This is a genomic window from Longimicrobium terrae, from assembly GCF_014202995.1.
In the GTDB taxonomy this organism is placed as follows: domain Bacteria; phylum Gemmatimonadota; class Gemmatimonadetes; order Longimicrobiales; family Longimicrobiaceae; genus Longimicrobium; species Longimicrobium terrae.
Window position 1 is genome coordinate 150,934 of sequence record NZ_JACHIA010000010.1, and the last position, 25,709, is coordinate 176,642.

Annotated in this window: 17 protein-coding genes and 2 tRNA genes; 12 read left to right on the forward strand and 7 right to left on the reverse strand. The window is 71.1% G+C overall.

The features are described 5' to 3' along the window. Positions 1–254 precede the first annotated feature (254 nt). The 4 genes from HNQ61_RS16795 (at position 255) to HNQ61_RS16810 (ending at position 2,974) form a co-directional block, all read left to right on the forward strand. Positions 255–378 (forward strand) — tRNA-OTHER (locus HNQ61_RS16795). Between the two features lie 31 nt (positions 379–409). Next, positions 410–536: transfer RNA gene (locus HNQ61_RS16800), tRNA-OTHER, on the forward strand. 363 nt (positions 537–899) lie between these two features. Continuing rightward, complete coding sequence (locus tag HNQ61_RS16805) at positions 900–2,540, forward strand: TROVE domain-containing protein (protein ID WP_170032551.1); 1,641 nt, start codon at positions 900–902, stop codon at positions 2,538–2,540. Positions 2,541–2,650: 110 nt separating this feature from the next. Further along, positions 2,651–2,974, forward strand: a complete 324-nt coding sequence (locus tag HNQ61_RS16810; protein WP_170032553.1) for a hypothetical protein — start codon at positions 2,651–2,653, stop codon at positions 2,972–2,974. Between the two features lie 24 nt (positions 2,975–2,998). On the opposite strand, the gene HNQ61_RS16815 is transcribed toward HNQ61_RS16810, so the two are convergent. Together HNQ61_RS16815 and HNQ61_RS16820 are read right to left on the reverse strand one after the other, a co-directional pair. Beyond that, positions 2,999–3,295, reverse strand: a complete 297-nt coding sequence (locus tag HNQ61_RS16815) for a hypothetical protein (protein WP_170032555.1) — start codon at positions 3,293–3,295, stop codon at positions 2,999–3,001. Positions 3,296–3,342: 47 nt separating this feature from the next. After that, positions 3,343–3,633, reverse strand: a complete 291-nt coding sequence (locus tag HNQ61_RS16820) for a hypothetical protein (protein WP_170032557.1) — start codon at positions 3,631–3,633, stop codon at positions 3,343–3,345. Between the two features lie 132 nt (positions 3,634–3,765). On the opposite strand from HNQ61_RS16820, the gene HNQ61_RS16825 reads away from it, so the two are divergent. Further along, positions 3,766–5,040, forward strand: coding sequence for an RtcB family protein (locus HNQ61_RS16825; protein ID WP_170032559.1), 1,275 nt, complete (start codon positions 3,766–3,768; stop codon positions 5,038–5,040). Positions 5,041–5,161: 121 nt separating this feature from the next. Here the strand turns inward: HNQ61_RS16825 and HNQ61_RS16830 are convergent, their stop codons facing one another. The 4 genes from HNQ61_RS16830 to HNQ61_RS16845 all read right to left on the reverse strand — a co-directional run bounded on the left by HNQ61_RS16830 (position 5,162) and on the right by HNQ61_RS16845 (position 13,366). Further along, entirely contained in the window at positions 5,162–6,667 is a 1,506-nt protein-coding gene (locus HNQ61_RS16830; RefSeq protein WP_170032561.1) for a M28 family peptidase, read from the reverse strand. A 242-nt stretch (positions 6,668–6,909) separates the two neighbouring features. Next, entirely contained in the window at positions 6,910–7,482 is a 573-nt protein-coding gene (locus HNQ61_RS16835) for a hypothetical protein (RefSeq protein WP_170032563.1), read from the reverse strand. A gap of 4 nt (positions 7,483–7,486) precedes the next feature. Then, a complete protein-coding gene (locus HNQ61_RS16840; RefSeq protein ID WP_170032565.1) occupies positions 7,487–10,168 on the reverse strand; it encodes an IPT/TIG domain-containing protein in 2,682 nt (893 codons plus the stop codon). A 534-nt stretch (positions 10,169–10,702) separates the two neighbouring features. Beyond that, positions 10,703–13,366, reverse strand: a complete 2,664-nt coding sequence (locus HNQ61_RS16845; RefSeq protein ID WP_170032567.1) for an IPT/TIG domain-containing protein — start codon at positions 13,364–13,366, stop codon at positions 10,703–10,705. Between the two features lie 503 nt (positions 13,367–13,869). Between HNQ61_RS16845 and HNQ61_RS16850 the strand changes: the two genes are divergently transcribed. From HNQ61_RS16850 to HNQ61_RS16875, 6 genes are all read left to right on the forward strand, one after another. Next, entirely contained in the window at positions 13,870–15,333 is a 1,464-nt protein-coding gene (locus HNQ61_RS16850; protein WP_170032569.1) for a 3' terminal RNA ribose 2'-O-methyltransferase Hen1, read from the forward strand. Beyond that, on the forward strand, positions 15,330–16,868 hold the full coding sequence (locus HNQ61_RS16855) for a hypothetical protein (protein WP_170032571.1): 1,539 nt from the start codon (positions 15,330–15,332) through the stop codon (positions 16,866–16,868). Before HNQ61_RS16850 ends, HNQ61_RS16855 begins: the two co-directional genes overlap by 4 nt. 37 nt (positions 16,869–16,905) lie before the next feature. After that, entirely contained in the window at positions 16,906–17,832 is a 927-nt protein-coding gene (locus HNQ61_RS16860; protein WP_170032573.1) for a DNA polymerase beta superfamily protein, read from the forward strand. 229 nt (positions 17,833–18,061) lie between these two features. Continuing rightward, positions 18,062–18,832, forward strand: coding sequence for a nucleotidyltransferase domain-containing protein (locus tag HNQ61_RS16865; RefSeq protein ID WP_170032575.1), 771 nt, complete (start codon positions 18,062–18,064; stop codon positions 18,830–18,832). 295 nt (positions 18,833–19,127) lie between these two features. Continuing rightward, the gene (locus HNQ61_RS16870; RefSeq protein ID WP_170032577.1) at positions 19,128–19,406 is read left to right on the forward strand and encodes a hypothetical protein; all 279 of its coding nucleotides are present in this window, start codon (positions 19,128–19,130) and stop codon (positions 19,404–19,406) included. Continuing rightward, entirely contained in the window at positions 19,403–21,988 is a 2,586-nt protein-coding gene (locus tag HNQ61_RS16875; protein ID WP_170032579.1) for a polynucleotide kinase-phosphatase, read from the forward strand. Before HNQ61_RS16870 ends, HNQ61_RS16875 begins: the two co-directional genes overlap by 4 nt. Positions 21,989–22,676: 688 nt before the next feature. Here the strand turns inward: HNQ61_RS16875 and HNQ61_RS16880 are convergent. Further along, positions 22,677–23,819, reverse strand: a complete 1,143-nt coding sequence (locus HNQ61_RS16880; RefSeq protein ID WP_170032581.1) for a hypothetical protein — start codon at positions 23,817–23,819, stop codon at positions 22,677–22,679. 268 nt (positions 23,820–24,087) lie between these two features. Here HNQ61_RS16880 and HNQ61_RS16885 point away from each other — a divergent pair, with 268 nt between their 5' ends. Next, positions 24,088–25,050, forward strand: a complete 963-nt coding sequence (locus HNQ61_RS16885) for a cation diffusion facilitator family transporter (protein ID WP_170032583.1) — start codon at positions 24,088–24,090, stop codon at positions 25,048–25,050. Positions 25,051–25,709 lie beyond the last annotated feature (659 nt).

Below are 25,709 nucleotides of genomic sequence, written 5' to 3' on the forward strand. Positions count from 1 at the left end.
GGCGATTCTTTTTTGGACACGGCGCGGGAGGTGATCGGGATGGAAGGACGCGGAGGCTGACGGATGGATGGGCCGGCGGGGCGTGAAGCACCGCCCGGGTGGACAAACGCGACCCCCCGCAGGAGGGGCGACACGTTTCCGCCGGCCCGCATCCGATCCGCCGCCAGACAACGAACCGACTTTCGCCCGCGGCGCAGCGGGTTGGAAAGCCGCGATGCGGCCGGGGCAACCGGCCGCATCGCCCGGAACAACGTGGACCTGTAGCTCAGAGGCAGAGCGCTGACTCCCTCCCCACTTCCTTGCCCGTGCCGCGGGCCGGCGGCGGAGGGTTACCGACTGATAATCCAGAGGTCGCGGGTTCGAATCCCGCCGGGTCCACATCAGGCACTCCCCGCGAATTCGCCGGGGGCGCCCCGTAGCTCAGTCCGGTAGAGCATCGCGGATTCCTCGCCGTTCCCTTGTCCGCTCACAAGGCGGGCCGATGCGTGAGGATTAACGGGACGCGAGGGTCGCGGGTTCAAATCCCGCCGGGGCACTGAACAGCACGGATCGCCGTGGAGGCGATCCCGCAACACCATCCGCCAGCACGCGGAACACGACGAGGAACACGGCCCGGGCGGGTCGAACCGTTTCGGTCATCGCTCCAACCCATCCCCGACATGCGACTGGGGAGCCGAAGCGAACACCGTCATCCGCCCGGGCCACGCACAGGAGCCGCGCGCGCCGGCCGTGGCAGTCCCTCCCCGCACCCCGTCCGCGTCCGCGCGGGCCGATGGCGGAGGGTTCTCTGGTGGCCCGCGGGTTCGAATCCCGCGCCGGCCGCGGCTCCACCCTTCCCTTCGCACAACGGCGGCGGGAAACGACCCACGCCGGCCCGGAAAGGAGGGCGGGACTTCATCATGATGGACTATACCCGGTACTTCGCCACCCGCTTCCGGGCGATGCTCACGCCGCAGTCGGCGCCCATCCCGGGCTCCGCGCAGGTCCGGAACTCGGCGGGCGGGTACGCCTGGCAGCTCACCCCGTGGGACCGGCTGGACCGGTTCCTCGTCCTTGGAAGCGAGGGCGGAACCTACTACACCACCGAGCGCGCGCTCACGGCGGAAAACGCACGGAGCGCCGCCGCGTGCATCGCCCAGGACGGGCCGCGCGTGGTGGCCCGCGTGGTGGAAATGAGCGAAAGCGGCCGCGCGCCCGGGAACGACCCCGCGCTGTTCGTGCTGGCCATGGCGGCCGGGCTGGGCGACGAGCCCACCCGCGCCGCCGCGCTCGCGGCCCTTACGCGCGTGGCCCGCACGGGGACGCACCTGCTGCACTGGCTGGGCTTCGCGGGCGCGTTCCGCGGGTGGGGACGCGGGGTGCGGCGCGCGGTTTCGGCGTGGTACACCGAGCGGGAGCCGCGCGAACTGGCCTACCAGCTTCTGAAGTATCCGTCCCGGGACGGCTGGTCGCACCGCGACGCCCTGCGGCTTGCGCATCCCCGGCCCCGGTCGCAGGAGCAGCAGGCGCTGTTCCGCCGGGCGGTGGCGCGCGGCCGCGGCGAGGAGGTCGCGGGAGACACTCCGGCCCTGGCCCTGGTGCGCGCGGCGGACGGGCTGCACCGCGATTCGGCGGCGGCGCCCCAGGCCGCGGCCGCGATCCGCGAGCACCGGCTGACGTGGGAGATGGTTCCCAACAGGCTGCTGGCGCACGCGGAGGTGTGGGAGGCGCTGCTGGAGTCCATGCCGCTGACGGCGCTGATCCGCAACCTGGCCGCCATGACCCGCGTGGGGCTGATTGCGCCGGGGAGCGCGGCGGCGGCGCAGGTGGCCGCCCGCGTGGCGGACGCGGACGCGCTGCGCCGGGCGCGCGTACACCCGGTGCGGGTGCTCTCGGCCCTGCGCACCTACGCCCGCGGCAAGGGGCGCGGGGCTGCCGGATGGGCCCCCGTGGCCTCGGTGGTGGATGCGCTGGACGCGGCCTTCTATCTGGCGTTCGGCGCGGTGGTGCCCTCCGGGCGGCGGACGCTGCTGGCGCTGGACGTTTCGGGGTCCATGCTGGCGAACGTGCTGGGGCTGCAGGGCATCACCTGCCGCGACGCTTCGGCGGCGATGGCGCTGGTAACCGCCGCCACGGAGCCGGCCCATCAGTTCGTCGCGTTCACCGCGGGGCCGTACGCCTCGCGGTGGGGGGCGACAGGTACTGGCCTGACTCCGCTCGCCGTCTCGCCCCGCCAGCGGCTGGATGACGTGGTGGCCGCGGTGAGCGGGCTGCCGTTCGGCGGAACTGACTGCGCGCTGCCCATCACCGAGGCGCTGCGGAACCGGTGGGCGGTGGACACGTTCGTGGTCTACACCGACAACGAAACATGGGCGGGGACGGTGCACCCGTCGCAGGCGCTTCGCGAGTACCGGGAGCGGATGGGGATTCCCGCCAAGCTGGTGGTGGTGGGGATGGCGTCGAACGGGTTCAGCATCGCGGACCCGGAGGACGCGGGGATGCTGGATGTGGTCGGGTTCGATGCGGCCGCGCCCCAGCTGATCGCCGATTTCGCGCGATAGGTTGCGCGGTCCGGGCTGACCGGGCCGCGCACCCGCCGCGGCGGCGCCCGCGATCCGCAACACACAATGCGCCGGGCGGGAGATGCCCGGTTTTTTGAAGCGACAGAACAATGAGCATCATCAAGCAGAAGCAGGATACGCCGGATCAGCGGCCGGGGCCGGGCGACTACTTCGTCGTGCAGTCCGAGTACAGCACCTGGTACGTCACCGCCGCGACGGCGGAGGCGGTGGGACGGGCGCTGGACCGCCGCTGGCTGCGGCCGCGATGGCTGCGGTTCGTGGACCTGAACGGGAGCCGCGCCTGGCTGCGGGCCGACCGGGTGGAGGCGGTCTTTGAATCCACCGAATTGCAGCGGACCCGCGACCGGGAACTCGGCTACCTGCGCCGCAAGGAGGAGCGCGCCGACCGCCGCTGGGACGACGAGGAGTTCTGAGCCGAATGGTGGGTTTCCATCGGATCACGGATCAGGATTCTTCGTTGGGTGGCCGAACATTTCCAGTCTGCCGAGCGGAAATACATCGCTGACGACAAGGTCGCCCTCCTGCTCGGAAAAGAAGAGTCCCCACTGCGAATCAACGGTGAGCATGTAGGACCCGTTGTTTGCCGGACGGACAGAGTACGCCTCGACGTCATCATACGACGTACCGGGCCGGGTGAGTTCCAGCAGGTGCGTGATGCTTTGATTGACTGCATCACGGTCCTCAGGATCCAGCCACAGGAGTGCGATATGTGCCGGGCGCTTCAGCCTGAGCATGATTGCCTCCAGAGTACGGGGGGTTCCAACGCCGGACATCCGAGAATTCAAGCAGGTGCGGTGATCCGACCCCGCAGCCACTCCAGACGCTCGAGCGGGAAGATGTCTTCGATGACCAGGTCGCCCGCCTCTGGCTTGAAGAAGATGCCCCACGGTTCCATGCGCAGCAGGTAGGATCCGCTGGCCAGGGCGCGGATTTCGTAGCCGTTGAAGGCTTCCGGATGGGAGCCCGGCCGCGTCTGGGCAAGGAGTCGGGCGATCGCCTCGTCAATCATCGCCCGGTCCGACGGGTCCAGCAGCCTGAGGGCGATGGCGGCACGGTTCTGAAAGTTGAGCATGGAAATCTCCGTGGGATCGGGGTTGCACACGGAACAACGATGGGCCGTCCGGTACGTCCACACAAGTGACGGAATCAAGCCCGTCCGCACGTTGGCGGCAAACGATTTACAGCGACAGCAGAGACAGGGGAAATGCGCATCTTCGGGCAGCACGACGAGAACACTATCCGCCAGATACAGGACGTAGCCTCGCGTGCGGAGCAGACCGCGCTGATGGCGGACGGGCACGTGGGCTACACCATGCCCATCGGCGGGGTGGCGGCGTACCGCGACAAGGTTTCCGTCGTGGGCGTGGGTTTCGACATCGCCTGCGGGAACGCGGCGATCCGCACCGACCTTACCGTGGCCGACATCACCGGCGGGCTCACGCTGCCGGAGGTGCAGCGCAATCCGCACCGCCTGGCCGAAGACCGCCAGGCGCGCCGCATGGCCGATGAGATCCAGCACGCGATCTCGTTCGGCATCGGCCGCAAGAACAACGCGGACGACGCGCCCACCGACGACCCGCTGTTCCTGGACGCGGCCTGGTACGCCATCCCCAATGTGGGCGGCTACCGCGACACGCTGCAGGACAAGGCGCGGCGCCAGCTGGGCACCGTAGGAAGCGGCAACCACTACGTCGATGTCTTTGCGGACGAGGCGGGAACGGTGTGGGTGGGCGTACACTTCGGCAGCCGCGGGCTGGGGCACACCATCGCCTCGGACTTCCTCTCGCTCAGCCAGGGCGGCGACTGGGGCCAGCGCGCCCGCGAGGCCGAGGTTCTGCTCGACCTTCAGCAGCCGCTGGGGCACGACTACTGGCGGCTGATGGAGCTGGCCGGCCGCTACGCCTACACCGGGCGCGAGTGGGTGGCGCGAAAGGTGGTGCAGATGCTGGGCGGAACCGAACTGGAGCTGGTGCACAACCACCACAACTTCGCCTGGAAGGAGCAGCACACCACGAAGTCGGGCGAAACGGCGGAGATGGTGGTGGTCCGCAAGGGCGCCACGCCCGCCTTTCCCGGGCAGAAGGGCTTCATCGGCGGGTCGATGGGCGACGACGCGGTGATCGTGCGCGGGGCCGAGGCGCCGGACGAGGAAACCGCCGCGGCGCAGCGCGAGGCGATGTTCAGCACCGTGCACGGCGCCGGGCGCGTGATGTCGCGCACGGCAGCGGCGGGAAAGGTTCACCGCAAGACGGGGCGGGTCATCACCCCCGGCCGCATCTCGCGCGAGATGGTGAGCGACTGGCTGGGCAAGCGCGGCGTGATCCTGCGCGGCGGCGGGCTGGACGAGGCGCCGCAGGCGTACCGCCGTCTGCCCAAGGTGCTGGAGGCGCAGGGCGCGACCATCCACATCGAACACGTGCTGCGCCCGCTGATCGTGGTGATGGCGGGCGCGGGGGAGATTGATCCGTACAAGGATTAGGGGAAAGTGCGTGAGTGCGTTAGTGCGGGGTGCGTGAGTGCGAACGGCAGTGCGGAGCCGAACCGGAGTTTTCGCCCTACCGGCGCACTAACGCACTCACGCACACAGCACTCACGCACTTCTACCGCGTTGCCGCCTCGAGCGCGCGGGCCTGCCCGCCGGCGTACCACCCGATGAGGGCGGGTTCCGAGGCGGCGGCGTGCACCGTGTAGAACAGCAGCCGCGCCACGCGGGTCAGCTTTTCCGTGTTCAGCCGCATCGGATCATCGGTGACATGGTGATCGTCGGGACGGTCCAGCGCTGTCAGAAAGAGGGCAGGCACGCCGGCGCGGACAAAGCTGGCGTGGTCGCCGCGGGCGAACCCGTGCAGCGCATCGTCCACGTCTGACGGCAACTGAAAGCCGAGTTCCGGGTGCGCGGCGTTCGCGCGGGCGACCGTCTCGCCGAGCGACGAGTATTCCTGGCCCAGGACGGTCAGCGTGCCGGGCGCGTTGCGGCCCCTCATGTCCAGATTGATGTTCGCCACGACGCGCCCGCCCGCGACCGTGGGGTGGGCGGCCCAGTGCGCGGAGCCGCGCAGGTTCCGCTCCTCGCCGCTGACGGCGAGAAAGACGATCGAACGGGCGGGCGCCATCCGTAGCCGGCCGAACGCTTCCGCCGCGGCGAGCAGGGCGGCGGTGCCGGAGGCGCTGTCATCCGCCCCGTTGTAGATGGAGTCGCCGCGTGCATCCGCGCGCCCGACGCCCGCGCGGGCAAAGTGCGCGGTGAGCACCACGTACTCGTCCCGCCGCGCGGGGTCGGAGCCGGGGAGCACCGCCACCACGTTCTGCGCGGCCACGCTCACGGTGCGCGCCGGGGCCGCCATCGACAGTTGCACGCCGGGCAGCGGCAGCGGCGTGGTGGATGAGCGGGCGCGCAGGGCCCCGTCATCCAGCCCGGCGGCGCGAAAGATGGAGTCTGCAGCATCCGCGCGGATGACGGACACAGGGATGGAGACGAGCGGGTTGGTCGCTTCCACCTGCTGCGCGAACCACGCGATGCTGTCCGCGTCCATCGCGGGATCCAGTACGAAGAGCAAGCCCGTGGCACCGGCTCGCACGGCGGACAGGACGGCGCCGCTCATCACAGGAAATCCGTCCACCGGGCTGCCGGCCAGGTGAAAGACGGCGATGCGGCCGCGTGCGCCTTCGCTCAGCGGCTGGGGCTGAGGGAGCGCGGGGCCCACGTACACGGCCTCGCCTTCCACCGCGGTCGAGGCGGCGAAGCTGAAGTAGTCCGCGCCGTACCGCCACTCCGTCCGTCGCCCGTCCGCCTGCATGGCAAAGCGGCGCTCGGACGCGGGGACGCAGGTGGCGTAAAAGGCGAAGCGCTGGATGTACGAGCCGCTGTCCCCCGCCGCGCGCAGCCCCGCCCGGCGAAAGATCGCGGCGATGGAATCCGCCGCGGCCTCCAGTTCCGCGCCGGGCGTGGCGCGGCCGCGCATGGCGTCGCCGGCCAGCCATTCCACGCGGGCGCGGAGGGACGGCTCGCGGATGCCTTCCGCGGCGCGGCGCACGTCGGCCTGGGCGTGCAGCGAAGCCGCGGACAGCAGCGCCAGCGGCAGCAGGTGTCGGGATCGGATGCGCATGAAGAGGTCGGGATCGGCGGGTCGTGGCGGCCGGGAGCGCCCGGATGGAGCCGAAGCATGACACCGGCCACGTACGAAAAGATCCGCGTCCGCCCACCCGGCGCGCAGGACACGGCCGGAACGCCGCACCATCCACGCCGGAAACTGGGCTCCCGTGTGGGGAGAGGGAGACAGGTGGCGGACCGAGGGTGATCCGCCCGTCTGGATGAAAAAACGGCCCGCGCGGGAGCGCGGGCCGGGGATCAGCGCGGGGGAACGACGTCCAGCGGCGGGGAGCCGCCCGGGGTGGCGGGCTGCAGCGGTTCCGCCGTAACGGGCCCGCCATCCGGCCCGGTAATCTCGCCGAACGTCTGAACCGGGCCCTGTGGCGGGCCGGTGACCCAGATCCGCGCCCCTTCCCGTCCGCGCAGCGCGTCGGGAAGGTTGGAGAGCGGAACGCGGCCGCCGTCCGTCATCCGCAGAAACCAGCGCTCGCCGTCACGCACGAGCACGCCGTCCGTCACCGGAATGCCGTCCACGGAACGCGCGGTGACCGCGGCGACCTGGAACGCGGCGGGCGACGTGCGCCGGCCGGTGACGGCCACCTCCACCCCGGCCAGGGCGCGCAGAACGGGTTGCTGCCCGGCGAGCGCGACCGCCCGCCCGTCCGCGGGGATGAGGACGACGAACGTGGCGGGTTCCGAACCGGTTACTTCCACCCGGCCGCGAAGCGAATCGGGGGAGGCGGCCATGGCGGCCGCCTCCCCCGGAACCGGGTTCCCCCGCGCGCACGCCACGGCGGCGAGCGCGGGGAGAATCCAGGCGGTGATCTTCATCCGCTTACTGCAGCCGCGCCACAGCCACGCGGAGCGTGCCGGGCAGCGCGCCACCGCCATTGCCCGACAGCTTGAGCAGCTGGGCCTTGGTCTGCGTGCCGGAGATCTCGTACCACAGCATGCCGCCGCCACGCATGGTGGTGGTGATGGGCGTCGCGGTGAAGCTGCCGAACGCGTACTGCTGCGGCGTGAGCGGATACGGCAGCGTGTACGTGCCGGGCAGGTCCGCGTTCAGCCCGGCGTAGATGCTGCGCAGGTTCCACGTCTGCACCTTGATGTCGTTGTTCGACGTGGTCAGCCCGGGGTAGTCGTCAGCCGCAAGCGACAGCGCCCATCCGCCCAGCAGGTTGTCGAGCGACGTGCCCGCGCGCGCCGTAAGGTTGGTGGCGCCGCTGGTGGTGCTCTGCGTCAGCGCCGTCAGGAAATCGGCGTCCGACGAGCCGTAGCGGTCGATGGCGTAGCGCACCAGCGACCACGAGTTCGCGTACCAGTAGCTCGCGTTGTCCGAGGCCGTCGCGCCAAAGGGCGAAAGCAGGCGCGCGTTCTGGCCGAACATGGTGGTGTACATCGACGAGAAGTGCCGCTGCATGATGCTGGCGGGGCGGCGCGTGTTGCCGTCGCACTCCGCGAAGCCCGCGGGCCGCACGTCGCAGTACAGGTTGATGGGGTTGGACGCCGAGCCGTAGCCGGTGTTGGCCTTCCACGCCACGTTGTCCACCGCGTTGCGCATCCACAGCTCTTCGCTGTGGCGGGCAAGGCCCTCTTCCAGCCACGCCGCCTCGTACGAAGGGGCGTTGTTGGCCACGCGCGCCGAGTTGGACGCCACGTGCTTGGCCTCGTGGATGAAGGTGGAGCGGATGGTACGGTACCAGTTGTCCGGCGTGTTGCCGCTGCTGTACCCCGTCGCGTTGACCACCGGCTGGTAGGCGTAGAAGAACTCGCCGAAGTTGCTGGCGCCGAAGGTGCCGGTGCCGGTGTACGGCCCGCCGACGGCCGGCGTGTTGGCGTCGTCGTTGGGGAACTGGTCGCAGCTCACCACGTAGCCCGCCACGCCGCTGAAGCTGTTGTTGATGCGCGGCGTGAACAGCGCGATCAGCACGCCGTTGTTGTCCGTCTCCGCGTCACGGCGCAGGATGTCGCCGAAGTTGGTGCGGAGGATCGGCTCCATGTCGTTGTTGAACTGGTCGCCGATCTTCTGGTAATTGGCCGCCATCGCGGGGCTGTTGGCGCTCTTGAACGCGTCCGGCGTGGCGTCGTCTTCGTAGATGGCGATCTTGCCGTCAAAGTACACCCGCGTGGCGCTGACGACGTAGTAGCTGTTGCAGATGTTGCTGACGTTGATGTTGGACACCCGGAAGGTGCGCGTCGGCGCCGGATCCTGGGAGACCACGCTGCGGTTGGCGCGCATGCGCGGGTCGCCGCGGAACTTGGCCATGCCCCGCTCGTACGCCACGCGGTTCTTTTCCAGCAGGTCCGCATGGCGGTCGTCGGCCGCGCGCTGCGCCGCCTGGGCCACGTAGCCGTCCAGCGTGAGGCCGGCGGGCACGGGAGCGGAGACGTTCGCGGGCGCCTGCACCGCCGGGGCCTCACCGGAGCCGTCCGCCGCGAAGGTAAAGGGCGAGTTGCTGCTGGGGCTGGTGCTGTTGCTGAACACCGACACCAGGTAGCGCGTCTGCACGCCGGTGGCCGTGAGCTCGTTGCAGGGCACCTCGGCGGCGTTGGTGATGATGAACGACTCGCCCACACCCAGCGTGCGCTGCGTGACCTGGAGCGGGCGGGCGACAGCCACACCGCGCATGCCGCCGCTCTGCACGTCGATCCCCACCGTGCCGCTGCTGACGCAGGGGACGATCACCGACAGCTGCGTGCTGCTGCCGCCGGTCACCGTGGCCGTGGCGCCACCGATGCGGACGGTGTTGCTGGCGGGGGTGGCGTTGAAGTTGTAGCCGGTCAGCGTGATGGCGGCGCCCGGCACCAGGGAGGCGGCCGAGACGTCGGTCACCTGCGGCGCCACCGTCTCGGTTTCACCGGCGGGCGTCTCGGTCTGCACGTACACCTGGAAGGTGAACGACGTCACGCCCGGATCCAGATTGAAGATCCAGCGGCGCGGGGTGGACACCTCGCCCGAGGCCAGGATTCCGTCCGCGCCCAGGCTGGTGCCCGAGTACTGGAAGTACGGCTGCTCTTCGCCGCTGATGCTGGCGACGCCGTCCGGGTTGGCGACGGTGGCCGAGCCGGCGGGGAAGGCCGCGGGACCCGTGTGAAAGAACACGCGCAGCCCGGTGGATTCCGGCGTGGAGCCGTCGGTGGTGCCCATGGCCAGGCTGGCCAGGTTCTGCACCGTCGCCCGGAACTCGAAGGCGCCGGCCGTCGCCTTGAGGCTGTCGGACGCCAGGCGCACGTACGAGCCCTGCCCGCCGTAGGTGTGCGTCACCCGGGACGGTCCGCTTCCCGGCGCCAGCAGCGCGCTCACGCCGCCCGCACCATCGGCGAAGCACTCCACCGACTTGTCGGCGACCATGGCGCGGCAGGTGAGCACGCCCAGCGCGCCCTCGGCGCCCGGAAGCGTCGCGCGCTTCTGGCCGGAATCGGTGGAGTCGGCGCAGGCAGCGGCCGCGGCCAGCAGCAGCAGCGCGGCGCCGGCACGCGCGGTTCGCGACGCGCGGGGCAGAATCGGATTGTCCATCAGATGGCGTCCAAGGTACGGGAAGGGGATCACGCCGGGCTGCGGTGGGCGCATTCCGGTGACTGGGCGGAGCGGTGGGGCAGACGCGCGGAGAACCCCGGAACCGGGGCGGCGACGTCGAAGGTGGCGCATGGGGCTGAAACGAACGCCGTCGCAGCACTGCGCGGCGTCCGTCAAAGTGCTGCATGACTGCTCCAAAGTCAACGGCCATGGCAAGATACCCGGCGCGGTGAGCCGGGCGCGCCTGGGGTGGAGAGCCGCCCTTTCATCCTGTTCCAGCCGGAAAAACCGGTGGCGGGCCTGTGTTTGCAACCGCGGGGAACGGATCAGGAGCGGGATGCGGACAAACTGATACATCCGCGGCCCGCCATCATCACGCCATCCTCTGCGCGGTGGAGGGAACGGTGTCGGGGCTCCTCCGGCCACCGAAGCAGACGGGGGAGGCGGCCGTGACGGCCGCCTCCCCCGGAATCAGGCTTCTTCCATTCGCGCGCGACGCGGCGCATGCGCGGAGGAGCCTGGCGCGCGATCCGCCTACTGCACCCGCACGATGGCCATGCGCACGGCGGCGGGGAGCGGGGCGCCGCCGATCCCCTCCAGCGTGAGCAGCTGGGGCTGGGTCTGCTCGCCGGAGAGGCCGTACCACAGCACACCGCCACCGCGCAGCGTGGTGATCGCCGGCGTGGTAAAGGCGCCGAACGAGCGCGGCTCCGGCACCAGCGGATACGCCAGCGGAAAGCCCGAGGCATTGGGATCGGTGCTCATCCCGGCAAAGATGCTCCGCAGGTTCCAGGTGGGGAACTGGATGGCGGCGGGCGGATTGGCGAGGTCCGGCTCGTTGTCCGCGGCCAGCGCGAGCGCCCATCCACCCAGGATTTCGTCCAGCGGCGCGCCGGCCACGGCGGTCAGCGCGGCCGGCCCGGTCGCGGTGGACTGATTCACCGCGGTGAGGAACGCCGCGTCGGAGGTGCCGTAGCGGTCGATGGCGTAGCGCACCAGCGACCACGAAATCCCGTACCACACGCTGCTGATGTCCGCTTCCGTGGCGCCGAAGGGCGACAGCAGCCGCGCGTTGGTGGCGTACATCTGCGTGTACAACGAGGTGAAGTGCCGCAGCATCAGTCGCGCGGGGCGCCGCCGGTTGGCCGCGCACTCCGGCGATCCCGCGCGGCGCAGGTCGCAGTAGATGTTGACCGGGTTGGCGGCCGAACCGAAGCCGGTGTCGCCCTTCCACGCCACGCGGTCCACCACGTTGCGCATCCACAGCTCTTCCGCGTGGCGCGCCGTGCCCTCTTCCAGCCACGACGCCTGGCTCCCGGCGGCGCCGTTGGCGATGCGCGCGGCGTTGGAGGCCACGTGCTTGGCTTCGTGGATGAAGGTAGAGCGGATGGTGCTGTACCAGCTTTCGGCCGTGTTGCCGGCGTACCCCGGGCCGGGAACCACCGGCTGGTACGCGTAGAAGAACTCGCCGAAGTTGCTGGCTCCGTTGCGTCCCGTGCCTGTGTACGGGCCGCCCACCGGCGGATCGCGGGTGTCGTCGTTGGGGAACTGGTCGCAGGCGACCACGAAGCCGGCCAGGGTGGCGTAGGCGTTCACGCGCGGCGAGAACAGCGCGATCAGCACCCCGTTGTTGTCCGTCACCGCGTCGCGGCGCAGGACGTCGCCGAAGTTTTCGCGGAGGACGGGCTCCATGTCGTTGTTGAACTGGTCGCCGATCTTCCGGTAGTTGACGGCCATCTCGGGGTTGTTCGCCGCCTTGAAGGCGGCCGGAGTGGCGTCGTCCTCGTAGATGGCGAGCTTGCCGTCGTAGTACACCCGCGTGGCGCTGACCACGTAGTAGCTGTTGCAGACGCTGCCCACGACGTTGGACACGCGAAAGGTGCGGCTGGGCGCCGGGGGGGCGGGAGCGATGGCGTCACGCCGCGGGCGCATCCGCGGGTCCGCGCGAAAGCGGGGATACAGCTGCTCGTACGCCGCGCGGTTCTTTTCCAGCAGCTCGCCGTGGGCCTGCTCCGCGCGCCGCACAGCCGCCTCGGCGAGGTAGCCGTCCAGGGTGAACCCCGGCGCGGCCACGGCGGCGGGGAGCGCGTCCGCCGGCGGTACGGCCGGGTCCGACGAGAACGCGGCGGGCGAGTTGCTGCCGGGCACGGTGCTGTTGCTGAACACCGCCACCGTGTACCGGGTCTGGCGGCCGGTGGGTGTGAGCTCATTGCACCCCACCCGGGCGTAGTCGCTGATGACGACCGACTCGCCCACCTCCAGCGCACGCTGCGTGACCCGCAGCGGCCGGGCGACGGCCACGCCGCGCAGCCCGCCGGCCTGCACGTCGATGCCGACGGTCCCGCTGCTGATGCAGGGAACGATCACCGACAGCTGCGTGGCGCTGGCGCCGGTCACCGGGGCCGCGGCGCCGCCGATGCGGACCGTGTTGCCGGCCGGCGCGGAGCTGAAGTTTTCGCCGGTGAGCGTGATGGTGTCGCCGGGCACCAGGGTGGAGGCGGACACCTCGCTCACCTGCGGCGCCACGGTCCGGATGTCCGCCTCCGGCGTCTCCGTGCGCACGTACGCCTGAAAGGTGAACGAGGTCACGCCGCCGCTCAGGGTGAACACCCAGCGCCGGGCGGCGGACACCTCGCCGGGGGCCAGGATGCCGTCCGGCCCCAGGGCGGCGCCGGCGTACTGAAAGTAGGGCTGGCCGGGTCCCGTAAAGTCTCCGGTGCCGTCCGCGTTTCCCGGGGTGACCGAGCCGGACGGGGAGGCGACCGGCAGGGTGTGAAGGAACACCTGGAGCCCCGCGTCACCGGGCGTGGCGCCGTCCCCCGTGGACATCGGCTGGTCGCTCAGGTTCTGCACCGTCGCGTCCAACTCCAGGGCCGCGTCCGTCGCGGTGATGTTGGCAAAGGCCAGCCGGGCGTACTGTCCCTCGCCGCCGATGGTGTGCGCCACCGCGGCGGGACCCGTTCCCGGCGAGAGCGACAGGCGGGCGCCGCCCTGGTCGTCCGCGAAGCACTCCACGCGCCGGTCGGCGATCTGCGCGCGGCAGGTGAACACCGCCAGGTCGCCCCGCGCGCCCCGGACGTCCGCGCGGGCCCGTCCGGAACCGGTAGAATCCGCGCAGGCCGCGGCCGCCAGCAGCAGCAGCAGCGCGGTGCCCATGCGCGCGATTCGCGACGCGGCGGGCGGAGGGAACTTGTCCATCAAATGGTACTCGGGTGCGGATACTGAAGTCTGCTTGCGCCGCTCCGCGAAAAGGCGTTGCGGCGATGGGGAAAAGCGGGTCGGGCGGATGGTCACGCGCGGCGCACGGAACCGCGGCCCGGCCTTCCAGACTGCCGCGCGGCCGCCGCAGCGTCAACCGGCCCGGGGCGATCCCCGGAGCGGTATTCTGGACGCCGGGAACCGCGGCTCGTCACATGTTTCGCGGCCGTTCTGCAACGCCCGGCCGCCGGCGATTCGGACAGCTGACGCGCACCGGCCGGAAACGGATGTCCCGCAACTCCGGGGCCGTCCCTTTGGGGCCGCGGACCCGGATCGTGGTCCCGCGCGGACGGCCGGCATCGTCCGCGGTCCCGGTGAGTTCCGCCGGCGCATCCGTGTCGGAAAATAGAAATCGGCGTGATCTTTCGCCATCGATCCCCGCTGCACGCCGGGGAATCGTGGCAGGAGCGCGCTTCCATCCATCAACGCTGGATTGCACCACCATGCTGCTCACCATCCGCACGACGCACGCGCCCGCCACCGACCTGGGCTACCTGCTGGGAAAGAACCCGGCGCGGTCGCAGCGCTTTGACCTGGGGTTCGGGACGGCGCACGTCTTTTATCCCGAAGCCACGGAGGAGGCGTGCACGGCGGCGCTGCTGCTGGACGTGGATCCCGTGGGCCTGGTGCGCGGGCGCGGCAACGGCGACGGCGGCACGCTTGACCAGTACGTGAACGACCGGCCGTACGCCGCGTCGTCCTTTCTGTCCGTCGCGCTGTCGCGGGTGCTGCGCAGCGCCATGTCGGGGGTGAGCCGCGACCGTCCGGAACTGGCCGCCACCGCCATCCCGCTGGAGGCGCGCATCACGGTGGTTCCCGTGCGCGGCGGGGCGGAGGTGCTGCGGCGCCTGTTCGAGCCGCTGGGCTACGTGGTGGATGCGGAGGCGCATCCGCTGGACCCCGCGCACCCGGAGTGGGGCGACAGCCGCTACCTGACCGTCACCCTGCGCGCCGAAACCCGTCTGGCCGCGCTGCTGACGCACCTGTACGTGCTGATTCCCGTGCTGGACGGCGCCAAGCACTACTTCGTGGGGGATGAGGAGGTCGAGAAGCTGCTGCGCCACGGCGAGGGCTGGCTGGCCGCCCACCCGGAGCGCACGATGATCGCCTCGCGCTACCTGAAGCGCCGCCGCTCGCTGGTGGACCAGGCGCTGGCCCGGCTGGTGGAGCCCGAGCCGGACGCCGCGGACGAGGGCGCCGCGCCGGACGAGCCCACGCTGGCCGCCGTCCGCGACGCGGAGGAGGGGGCGCTGGAGGCGCGCATAAGCCTGCACCAGCAGCGGCTGGAAACGGTGATGCAGGCGCTGCGCGAAAGCGGCGCCGCCCGCGTGCTGGACCTGGGCTGCGGCGAGGGAAAGCTGCTGCGCATGCTGCTGGCCGAGCCGCGCTTCACGGAAATCGTGGGGATGGACGTGTCGCACCGCGTGCTGGAGGTGGCCGCGGACCGGCTGAAGCTGGACCGGCAGCCCCCGCGCGTCCGCGACCGCGTGCGGCTGATCCACGGCGCGCTCACGTATCGCGACGGGCGCCTGGCCGGCTACGACGCGGCCGCCGTGGTGGAGGTGATCGAGCACCTGGATGCGCCGCGGCTGGCGGCATTCGAGCGGGTGCTGTGGGAGTACGCCCGTCCGGAAACGATCGTGCTGACCACGCCCAACGCGGAATACAACGTCCGCTGGCCCACGCTGCCCGCCGGCCGCTTTCGCCACAGGGACCATCGGTTCGAGTGGACGCGGGCGGAGTTCGCGGAATGGGCGGAGGGCGTGTGCGCGCGGTTCGGCTACATCGTCCGCCTGCTCCCCGTGGGCCCGGTGGACGAGGAGGTCGGCGCGCCGACGCAGATGGCGGTGTTCACCCGCACGGACTCGGCCATGGTGGACGTGAGTCTGGAAAGCGGGGATGGATGATCAACCGGCTGATCCGCTTTTTCAGCGGACGGGATCCGGAGCCGGTGGCCGGGCCGGGGCCGGTGCTGGACGAGCAGTACGTGGAAGCCCGGATCATGGCGCGGCTGCTGGATGTGCTTCGTGCCGGCGACGCGGAGCGCGCGTTGGCGGAGGCGGCGCTGCGCCGGGAGGCCGACTCCGTTTTCCCCAGCCAGTGGCCGCGGACGGACGCCATCCTCCGCGGCTGGCGCTACCTGGGCTACTACACAGAGCGCCCGGACGCGGCCACGCCCGTACGTCCCGGCTCCGCCGCGGCCGAGGTGCTGGCCTCGCACGGCGACGGGTTCGTGCGCGCGGAGATGGTGGCGCGGCTGGCGGAGCAGCGCGACGGGCGTGAGCTGTGGCCGCTGCTGCTACGCGCCAAGGACTGGGTGCCGCAGGTGCGGGACGCCGCGCGCGCCGCGCTGCGTGACCGTCTGCTGGCGGGATACGAGGAGCACTGGATGCGCAACCTGGCGCTGGTGCTCTGGGCGGGCGAAGGCGAACGGGCCGACGCTGGACTGGCGGCGGAGGTGATGGCGCTGGTGCGGGCATCGCCGCGGGGCGAGGAGATGCTGACGCGCGGCCTGCACTCGGGGGAAAGGGCGGTGCGCCACGCCGCCTTCGCCGCGCTGACGGACGTCGGGGGTCCAGAGTTGGCTTACAGGCTGGAAACCGTGCTGCTGCGTTCGGACGACGTGGCGGTGCGGCGGCGGGCGGCGGCCATGGTCGCAACGCTGGAGGATGAGGATGCGCGAAGGCTGCACGCGTACCTTCGGCTGGACCGCGCGGCCGTGATCCGGGCGCGCGGGCTGGAACTCGCCGTCCGCGTGGCGACGGACCCGGAGTGGATGCTGCGCGAGGGGTTGGTGGACCGCTCCGCGATGGTGCGGCAGACGGCGCGCTTTCATCTGAAGACGGTGGCCCCGCTGGATGTGGCGGCGTTTTACCGCGAGCGGATCACGGCGGATCATCCCCAGCTGGCCGTGGCAGTGGCCGGCCTGGGGGAGACGGGGACGGCGGCGGATTTCGGCATCCTCTCGGCACAGCTGAACCACCGGTCGGCCGCGGTGCGGCGGGCGGCGGTGCGCGCGCCGGACAGGCTGGCGGGCGGAAGCGAGGTGGAGGTGTTTCTCGCCGCGCTGAACGACGCGTCGGGCGGCGTGTCCAGGCAGGCGGTGGAGGCGCTGCGCTCGCGGCGCAGCCTGGTGCCGGCGGGCCGGCTCGCGGCGCTGGCGGAGGCGGATGAGGCGCACGTGCGCCGCAACGCGTTCCGCCTGCTGCAGACGGGACCCGCGTGGAGCGCGATCGTGTGGATTCTGCGCGGCTGTGCGGATGACGATCCCCGGATCGCACTGGCGGCGCAGAACCATCTTCGCCGCTGGCGGCCGCGGCTGAACCGCACGGCCGCGCAGCCGTCGATGGCGCAGAAGCTCGCCGCGCGCGAGGCGATGAACGAGGCGGGCGATCGAATCCCGCCATCCATGAAAGACTGGCTCCACTTCGTTCTCCGCTGACCGGCGGAGCGCGCCGGGGCGGAACGAGAGGAGTACCGTGAACAAGCACCTGATTCTGCCCCTGGGCACCCACGTAACGCTGCGGCACCCGGCCACCACCGGCGCCGGAGTGCTGATCGCGCCCGCGGGCGCCGTGGGCCACGTGGTCCGCGCGCCGGACGACGCCTCGCATTCCTACCGCGTCCGCCTGCCGGGCGGCGCGGAGGTGTCCGTGCGCCGCGAGCACCTCACCATCCGCAAGCAGGAGCACGCCGCCGCGCTGCACAAGGCAGGCGGGATGGTGGACGAGGCGGACATGTACGCGCACGTGGCGCTGCGCTGCGTGGTGGGATCTCGCGCGTACGGGCTGCAGTCCAGCGCGTCGGACGTGGACCTGCGTGGCTTCTACCTGCCGCCGGCCCGGCTGCACTGGGCGCTGTACGGCGTGCCGGAGCAGCTGGAAAGCGCGGACAGCGACGAGGTCTACTGGGAGGCCGGCAAGTTTCTGGTGCTGGCGCTCAAGGCCAATCCCAACGTGCTGGAGTGCCTGTACACGCCCCTGGTGCGCGACGCCACGGCCATCGGCCAGGAGCTGCTGGACAACCGGCACCGATTTCTGTCGCGCCGCGTCTACCAGACGTTCAACGGCTACGTGATTTCGCAGTTCAAGCGGCTGGAGACGGACTTTCGCATGGACGGCGCGCCGCGGTGGAAGCACGCCATGCACCTGATCCGCCTGCTGCTTTCCGGCATCGGAGCGCTGCGAGAGGGCGCGCTCCCCGTGGCGGTAGAGGATGAACATCGCGCGGCGCTGCTGGACGTGCGCGCGGGCAGCGCGCCGTGGGATGAGGTGAACCAGTGGAGGCTGGCGCTGCACCGCGACTTTGACGCGGCCTACGCCGCCACGGCGCTGCCGGAAGCGCCCGACTACGACTGGGCGAACGACTTTCTGGTCCGCGCGCGGCGAAGTGCCGTGGAGGGATGAGGAGAAGTACGAAAGTACGATAAGTACGAGAGGGGCCGTTCCGGGCGCGGGCGGCTTCGGCTCGCGCCCTCCATCCGCGGCGCCTGGCCGTTCGTCCGGCACGGCCGGAGCCGGCGACCGGGGCTCTCCGGGCAAGATCCGCCGATTGAAGCGCGAGTCCGGACCGGACACATTCGCACTCACGCACCCAGCACTGACGCACTCACGCACTTCCCTTTCGTACTTTTCCATGATGACGGACCCGCGCCTGCGCGCCGAAATCCACGCGCACCCCTACCCGCTCCTCTTCGCCACCGTGAGCGGCGCGCACCTGTACGGATTCCCCTCCGCCGACTCCGACCACGACCTGCGCGGCGTGCACCTGCTGCCGCTGGAGCACCTGGTGGGCCTGTCCACCGGCGAGGAAACCATCTCGCTGGAGCACGTGCGCGACGGCGCCGAGGTGGACCTGGTGACGCACGAGGCGCGCAAGTTCATGCGCCTGCTGCTGCGCAACAATGGCTACGTGCTGGAGCAGCTGTACTCGCCCCTGATCGTCCACACGACGGCGGGACATGATGAACTGAAGCACATCGCGCGCGGCTGCATCACGCGCGGGTGCGTGCGGCACTACGCCGGCTTCGCGGCCGGCCAGTGGCGTCTCTGGGAAGGCGAACAGCCGCCCCGCGTAAAGCCGCTGCTCTACCTGTACCGCGTGCTGCTGACGGGAATCGTGCTGCTGCGCACGGGGCGGGTGAACGCGTCGCTGCCGTCGTGCAATTACGACATCGGCCTGCCGTACATCGACGACCTGATCGCGCGAAAGGTGAACGGCGACGAGCAGGGACTGATCGCCGGCGCCGACGTGGAGTTTCACCGCGCGGAGTACCTGCGGTTGCGCGCGATGTTGATGGAGTCCGCGGAGCGCAGCACGCTTCCCGATGCGCCCTCGGACGAAACCCGCCGCGCGCTGCACGATCTGCTGGTCCGCCTGCGGATGCCGCCGTCCGCCGCCGCGTGACGGAAAAGGCGACGATGAAGATCGGGATCGAGGTCCAGCCGTGGGTCATGGAAGACGGCAACTACGGCGACTTCGCCGTGGGCGAAACGGAGTGGTTCGCGGTCGAATTCCTGGGTCCGCTCGCCCCCTGCGCGCCCGCGGAGCCGCGCCTGCATCCGCGCGGCGGCGCCGTTTACGACGTGACCGCACGTGTCGTGTACCGGGATGAACGTGTGTGGATGATCGACATCGGCGTCCTCGCGTTCTGCGACGCCGGCGACCCGGCCGATGTACGGGCGGGCGACTGGTCACGGGGATGGTTCACCTCGGCATCGACCCATTCGTCTTCCGCGACCGGCACGCAGGCGTTCCCGGCGTGCCGGAGGCCATCTACCGCTGGCGCATCACCCGCATCCGCGAGCACACCGCGCCCGAACCGCCGCGGGACGTGTGGCGCAGCTTTGAAGAAACACCGTGGACCGTGCGCGACGTGTCCAAAACCGCGGCGTGGAACACGCGCCCCGGCTTTGAGACGACGTATCTGATGGATTGCGAACGACTGAACCAGGCGCCCGTACGGGGCGTGGAGACATGACCGAGATCAACGACATTTCAGAGTCCGGCCGGGCGCCCGCCGCCATTGACATTCCCGACCTTTCCATGGTGGTGCTGGTGGGCGCGTCCGGATGCGGAAAGAGCACGTTTGCGCGCCGCTTCTTCCGGCCCACGGAGATCCTGTCGAGCGACTTCTTCCGCGCGATGGTGGCGGATGACGAGCTGGACCAGAGCGCTACGCCCGACGCGTTCGAGGCGCTGCACTTCGTGGCGCGCAAGCGGCTGCGGGCCGGGCGGCTCACCGTCATCGACGCCACCAACACGCAGCCTATGGCGCGCCGCCCGCTGGTGGCAATCGCGCGGGAAACGCACGTCATCCCCGTCGCCATCGTGCTGAACGTGCCGGAGCGCGTGTGCCGCGACCGCAACGCCCGGCGCGCGGACCGGCAGGTGCCGCCGCACGCCATCGCCATGCAGAGCCGGCAGCTGCGCGACTCGCTGCGGGCGCTTCGCAAGGAGGGGTTCCGCCACGTCTTCATCCTGAGCGACCGCGAGATCGACGACCTGCGCGAGATCCGCCGCGAGCCGCTGTGGAACGACCGCCGCGGCGACCACGGCCCGTTCGACCTCATCGGCGACGTGCACGGCTGCGGCGACGAGATGGACGAACTGCTGGCCGCGCTGGGCTACGTGCCGGGCGAGGACGGCGTGCCGCGTCATCCGGCGGGGCGCAAGGCAGTCTTCCTGGGCGACCTGGTGGACCGCGGGCCGCGCGTGGCCCACGTCCTGGAAACCGCGATGGCGATGGTGGAGGCCGGATCCGCGATGGCCGTCCCCGGCAACCACGACGTCAAGCTGGTGCGCGCGCTCCGCGGCAAGAACGTGCAGGTGCGGCACGGGCTGCAGACCACGCTGGACGACCTGGCCGCGCGCACGCCCGAGTTCCGCGACCGCGTGGCCCGCTTCCTGGATGGCCTGCCCAGCCACTACATGCTGGACGGCGGCGCGCTGGTCGCCGCGCACGCCGGGCTCAGGGAGGAGTTCCAGGGGCGCGGCTCCGGCGCCGTCCGCGAGTTTGCGCTGTACGGCGAAACCACGGGCGAAACGGACGAGTTCGGCCTTCCCGTCCGCACGAACTGGGCGGCGGAGTACCGCGGGCCGGCGACGGTCGTCTACGGCCACACGCCCGTTCCGCGGCCGGAGTGGCTGAACCGCACGCTCAACATCGACACGGGATGCGTGTTCGGCGGCAGCCTCACGGCGCTGCGCTGGCCGGAGCGGGAACTGGTTTCCGTCCCCGCGCGCGCCGTGTACGCGGAGCCCGCGCGTCCCTTTCTGGTAGAGGCCGAGGCGGTGCTTTCCGCGCAGCAGCGGGAGGATGAACTGCTGGACATCGACGACGTCAGCGGCACGCGGCGGGTGGAGACGGGGCTGCAGCGCACGGTGACGCTCCGGGCGGAAAACACGGCGGCGGCGCTGGAGGTGATGAGCCGCTTTGCCGCCGACCCGCGGTGGCTGGTGTACCTGCCGCCCACCATGTCGCCCTCGCAGACCAGCCGCGCGCCCGGCCTGCTGGAGAACCCGGCGGAGGCGTTCGACTACTTCCGCAAGGAAGGCGTCGCGGAGGTCATGTGCCAGGAGAAGCACATGGGATCCCGCGCCGTCGTGGTCGTCTGCCGCGACGAGGACGCGGCGGCGCGGCGCTTCGGCGTGCGCGGCGACGGGATCGGCATCATCTACACGCGCACCGGCCGCCGCTTCTTTGACGACCGCGCGCTTGAGGGTGAGGCGCTGTCCATCGTCCGCGACGCGATGACGGCGTCCGGGTTCTGGGAGCGGATGGACACGGACTGGGCCGTGCTGGACTGCGAACTGATGCCCTGGTCCGCCAAGGCGCAGGAGCTGATCCGGTCGCAGTACGCTTCCGTGGGCGCCGCCGCGCGCGCGTCGCTGGGCGAGGCCGCGGATGCGCTGCGCCGCGCCGAGGCCCGCGGCGCGGGGGTGGATGCGCTGCGTGCGCGGACGGAGGAGCGGCTGGGCGCGGCGGAGGCGTACATCGCCTCGTACAACCGCTACGTCTGGCCGGTGAATTCGGTGGATGACCTGCGTCTGGCGCCGTTCCACATCCTGGCGACTGCGGGCGCGGTGCACACCAGCCGCGACCACCGCTGGCACATGGAGCAGATCGACGCCATCCGCGCAGGCGGCGAGCGGCTGCTGTACGCCACGGGGCGCCGCGTGGTGAACCTGGCGGATGCGGAAAGCGAGGCCGCCGCCGTCGCGTGGTGGGAGGAGATGACCGGCGCTGGCGGCGAAGGGATGGTCGTGAAGCCGATGGACTTCGTGGCGCGGGGGACGCGGGGGATCGTGCAGCCCGCGGTAAAGTGCCGCGGCCGCGAGTACCTGCGGCTGATCTACGGCCCGGAGTACACCGCGCCGGAAAACCTGGAGCGGCTGCGGGCGCGCGGGCTTGGCGCCAAGCGTTCGCTGGCGCTGCGCGAGTTCGCGCTGGGGGTTGAGGGGCTGGAGCGGTTCGTGGCGGGCGAGCCGCTGCGCCGCGTGCACGAGTGCGTGTTCGGCGTGCTCGCGCTGGAGTCCGAGCCCGTGGACCCGCGCCTGTAGTGCGCGGGCGGATGGTTTGGTGCGGACCGGCGGAGTTCGCGGGCGGCCCCCACCCGGGCCGGCACCACCGGCCCACCCTCCCCCAAAAAAGACTGGGGGAGGGTTGGGGCGGGGCGGAGGATTCGGCGCGGGAGCGGAGATCGTCGCGTGAGCGGATTCCGTTGAGCGAATGAATCCGCCGCTCAAACGGCGGGAACCCCCGACACCGGCCGCTGGCGCGTCCGGTTCGGGGCTTCAACCGCACAGGGGATCCGCGCACAGGGTCGCCTCCGCAGTCCGCGAAGGCGGACTTCGTGTTTGCGAGGCGCGGTTTCAACCGCCGGGCCAAAGCGCGCCCGTCCGAGCCGCAGCCGGCGCTCGCGCGGAGGTCTCCCTTTCTCCCGCGGAGCGGGGGAGAGGGCCGGGGAGAGGGGGCCTCTCCGGCCGCGCAGCACCATCCGGAACGTGAAGTCGTTGCCGTTCTCCCCTCCCCGCGCTTCTGCTTCGGCCGGGAGGGGAGCGGCGAGGGGCCGGGGGAGGGGCCTCCCCGTCCGGCGCTGGGCGAAACCATCCGCGGCACCTGATAACCATCCCCGCACCGACAGAAACGCCGGCCCGGAGCAATCCGGGCCGGCGTTTCTCTTTCCTGATCGCGTCATTCCCTCGCCACGCGACTCATCCCATCAACCGGGCGGATGACGCCGGTCACCTACTGCGGGTTGGTGCCGCCGTCTCCGCCGGACCCGTTGGCCATCCGGATCAGCCCCATGACGGCGACGCGCCGGTCGTACCGGAACCCGTTCAGCTGGCCGGCGGAAATCCGCCCCAGCTCCGAATCCAGGCACGCGAGCGTGGAGGCGGAAAACACCGTGGCGGGGCACTGCACGCCCAGCCGCGCCAGAAACGACAGCAGCGAGTTGTTCGCCGGCGTCGACGACGACGCGCTGGCGGCCGGGTACTGCGTCTGCACGAACGCCGTGAACGAGCGCGTCGCGCCCAGCGGATGCCCGTCGCCCACGTCCGGGAACAGCGATCCGTTGGCCGCCTGCACCCCCAGCGACGCCCCCGTGCCGGACTGCAGGAACGCACCCAGCCGCAGGTTGCGCATCACCGGCAGCATCGTCTCGCCCGCGGCCAGCTCCGGGCGCGCTTCCAGCATGCGGTACCAGATCATCTGCTCCAGCACGTTGCCGGCGACCTCCTCGCCCACGGAGTTCTGCCCGTCCTGGTGCGCCGCCAGTTCGTGCGCGATGGTGGGAATCAGCCGCAGCGGGTTCTCGTTGATCAGCCGCGCGTTCACCCGCAGCAGCAGGCGCCCGTTCGTCAGCACCACCATGTCGGCCGGCACGCTTTCCGGAAGCGCGCTGCTGAAGATGATTCCCGCCAGCCGCAGCGCGCCGTTGGGCATGCTGTCGGTGAGCACGGAGCGCTCCAGCTGCTCCGCCCCGGCGTAGGTCAGCGCGCCCACCAGCGCCACGCGCAACCCCACGTAGCGCGTGCTGTCGCCCACCTGCCCGATGGACGGGTCGGTGGTGCGAAAACGGTGAAAGGCGCGCACCGAATCCAGCAGCCGCGACTGCGGCCCCGGGTTCATGAGCGAGTCCGCGGCCGCGTGCGCCGCCAGCAGCGCCAGCCCCTGCGACTCGTTCACCGGCGCGCCGCCCGCCACCTGCAGGCCGGAAAAGGAGCTCTGCACGGCGTTGCGGTACCCGGCGCTGGTCAGCCGCCAGGGGCGCTGGGCAAGCAGCGCCTCCGCCGTCCGGGGCCGCTCCACCACTACGCCGCTGGAGTCGCCGTTGCACGCGGCCATCACGGCCAGCGCGGGAACCAGGGAGCAAAGCAGTCGCTTCATCAACACAACCGAGTGTGGCGGGTGGGTCAGGAAACCCGGCGCGGATCTTCGCGGGCGGCCGCCGCTCGTCATCCGGGGCCGTGCGGCAACATCCGCCCGCGAACGCCGTGCCGCAAGCCCGCGCGGCGGCGGCGCACGATCGCCGCGGCACCGCTTTTTTTTATCGGCCGTAGCACCGCGGGCAATGCCGGGGAATGCAACGCGGGGGCGGTCCGAGTCGTGACACCACGGCGCGCCGCAACGGGCATCATCCAGGGGTGGAGACGGAATGGGTCAGCAGCAGGAAGCACGGTCCGCGGCCGCCGCGGAACCGCCGCGCGAGTCGAACGCGGCCATCTACGCGTCCATCGCCGCCAACGTCATCATCGCCATCACCAAGTTCGTCGCGGCCGCGTTCACCGGCAGTTCGGCGATGGTGGCGGAGGGCGTGCACTCGCTGGTGGACTCGGCGGACGGCTCGCTGCTGCTCCTGGGCCGCAGCCGCAGCCGCCGTCCGCCGGACGCGCAGTATCCGTTCGGCCACGGGCGGGAACTGTACTTCTGGTCGCTCATCGTGGCGATCCTGTTCTTTGCGCTGGGCGGCGGCCTTTCCATCTACGAGGGGATCCGCCACATCATGGACCCGGAGCCGCTGCGCTCGCCCGGCTGGAACTACGCGGTGCTGGCCATCGCGGCGCTGGTGGACGGCGGATCGTTCGTTGTCGGCTACCGGCAGTTTCGCGCGCACGCGGCCGGCCGCGGGTTCATGCGCACGGTCCGCGAAAGCAAGGACCCGGCGCTGTTCACCGTGGTGCTGGAGGACATCGCCGACCTGGCGGGGATCGCCATGGCGTTCCTGGGCGTGTTTCTCAGCCACCTGCTGGAGCTGCCGTGGCTGGACGGCGCGGCGTCCATCGGGGTGGGGCTGGTGCTGGCGACGGTGGCGGTGCTGCTGCTGATCGAGAGCAAGGGGCTGCTGATCGGCGAGCGCGCGGACGCGGAGGTGGTGGAGCGCATCAACCGCGCGGCGGCGGAAACCCCGGGCGCGCACGTGGGCCGCATCCGCACCATGCAGATGTCCCCGAGCGAGGTGCTGGTGACGCTGGATGTGACGTTCCAGGCCGGGCTTCCGCGCGAGGAGGTGCTGCACGCGGTGCAGGAGCTGGAGCGGCGCATCCGCGGCGCGGCGGATTCGCCGCTGCACGTGTACCTGGGGATTTCCGCCTTGACGGAGGGGCGGGCGGAGGCGTGAATACCGCGGCGGCGGCGGCGGATAGAGAGACGCCTTCCAGTTGGGGATGTGGTTCGGGGTGGGGATGTGGTTCGAGGTGGGGATGAGGGTGGTGCGGGCCGCCGCGGGTGGGCCCTCACCCCGCGTGCTGCGCACGACGACCCTCTCCCACAAACAGACGTGGGAGAGGGAGCACACCCCAGTGTCGTGGGCATCGGATGGTGCCGCTCCGCGAACACGGAACAAGCGCGCGTCGGCGGGCATCGCCCCGGCGGTTGAAACCGCGCCTCGAACGACACGAAGTCCGCCTCCGCGGACTGGGGCCGAGACAATGCGCGTCCCCGAATGCAGTTGAAGCCCCGAACGGCGCCTGTGGGCGACGTGTCGGGGGTTCCCGCGGTTTGAGAGGCGGATTCATTCGCTCAACACACGTCGGGCGAACGACATTCCGGATCCCGCGCCGAACCGGCTCGCACCACTTCGCCCACGCGAGGCACTCCGCCGCCCCCACCGAACCCTCCGCCGCGCCCCCACCCTCCCCCAGTCTTTTTTGGGGGAGGGTGGGCGAGTAGTACGAGCCCGGGTGGGGGCCGCCCTGGAGTCCGCCCTACGCACGACGGCCCGGCTTGCGCCGGGCCGTCTGTTCATCATGGCCATCGTCCCCACCGCCACGGAGGCGA

What these genes read in the sequence shown, in the direction of transcription:
- HNQ61_RS16805 (WP_170032551.1), top strand. Translation starts at nt 900, where the DNA reads ATGATGGACTATACCCGGTACTTCGCCACCCGCTTCCGGGCGATGCTC.
- HNQ61_RS16810 (WP_170032553.1), top strand. Translation starts at nt 2,651, where the DNA reads ATGAGCATCATCAAGCAGAAGCAGGATACGCCGGATCAGCGGCCGGGG.
- HNQ61_RS16815 (WP_170032555.1), bottom strand. Translation starts at nt 3,295, where the DNA reads ATGCTCAGGCTGAAGCGCCCGGCACATATCGCACTCCTGTGGCTGGAT.
- HNQ61_RS16820 (WP_170032557.1), bottom strand. Translation starts at nt 3,633, where the DNA reads ATGCTCAACTTTCAGAACCGTGCCGCCATCGCCCTCAGGCTGCTGGAC.
- HNQ61_RS16825 (WP_170032559.1), top strand. Translation starts at nt 3,766, where the DNA reads ATGCGCATCTTCGGGCAGCACGACGAGAACACTATCCGCCAGATACAG.
- HNQ61_RS16830 (WP_170032561.1), bottom strand. Translation starts at nt 6,667, where the DNA reads ATGCGCATCCGATCCCGACACCTGCTGCCGCTGGCGCTGCTGTCCGCG.
- HNQ61_RS16835 (WP_170032563.1), bottom strand. Translation starts at nt 7,482, where the DNA reads ATGAAGATCACCGCCTGGATTCTCCCCGCGCTCGCCGCCGTGGCGTGC.
- HNQ61_RS16840 (WP_170032565.1), bottom strand. Translation starts at nt 10,168, where the DNA reads ATGGACAATCCGATTCTGCCCCGCGCGTCGCGAACCGCGCGTGCCGGC.
- HNQ61_RS16845 (WP_170032567.1), bottom strand. Translation starts at nt 13,366, where the DNA reads ATGGACAAGTTCCCTCCGCCCGCCGCGTCGCGAATCGCGCGCATGGGC.
- HNQ61_RS16850 (WP_170032569.1), top strand. Translation starts at nt 13,870, where the DNA reads ATGCTGCTCACCATCCGCACGACGCACGCGCCCGCCACCGACCTGGGC.
- HNQ61_RS16855 (WP_170032571.1), top strand. Translation starts at nt 15,330, where the DNA reads ATGATCAACCGGCTGATCCGCTTTTTCAGCGGACGGGATCCGGAGCCG.
- HNQ61_RS16865 (WP_170032575.1), top strand. Translation starts at nt 18,062, where the DNA reads ATGATGACGGACCCGCGCCTGCGCGCCGAAATCCACGCGCACCCCTAC.
- HNQ61_RS16870 (WP_170032577.1), top strand. Translation starts at nt 19,128, where the DNA reads ATGGTTCACCTCGGCATCGACCCATTCGTCTTCCGCGACCGGCACGCA.
- HNQ61_RS16875 (WP_170032579.1), top strand. Translation starts at nt 19,403, where the DNA reads ATGACCGAGATCAACGACATTTCAGAGTCCGGCCGGGCGCCCGCCGCC.
- HNQ61_RS16880 (WP_170032581.1), bottom strand. Translation starts at nt 23,819, where the DNA reads ATGAAGCGACTGCTTTGCTCCCTGGTTCCCGCGCTGGCCGTGATGGCC.
- HNQ61_RS16885 (WP_170032583.1), top strand. Translation starts at nt 24,088, where the DNA reads ATGGGTCAGCAGCAGGAAGCACGGTCCGCGGCCGCCGCGGAACCGCCG.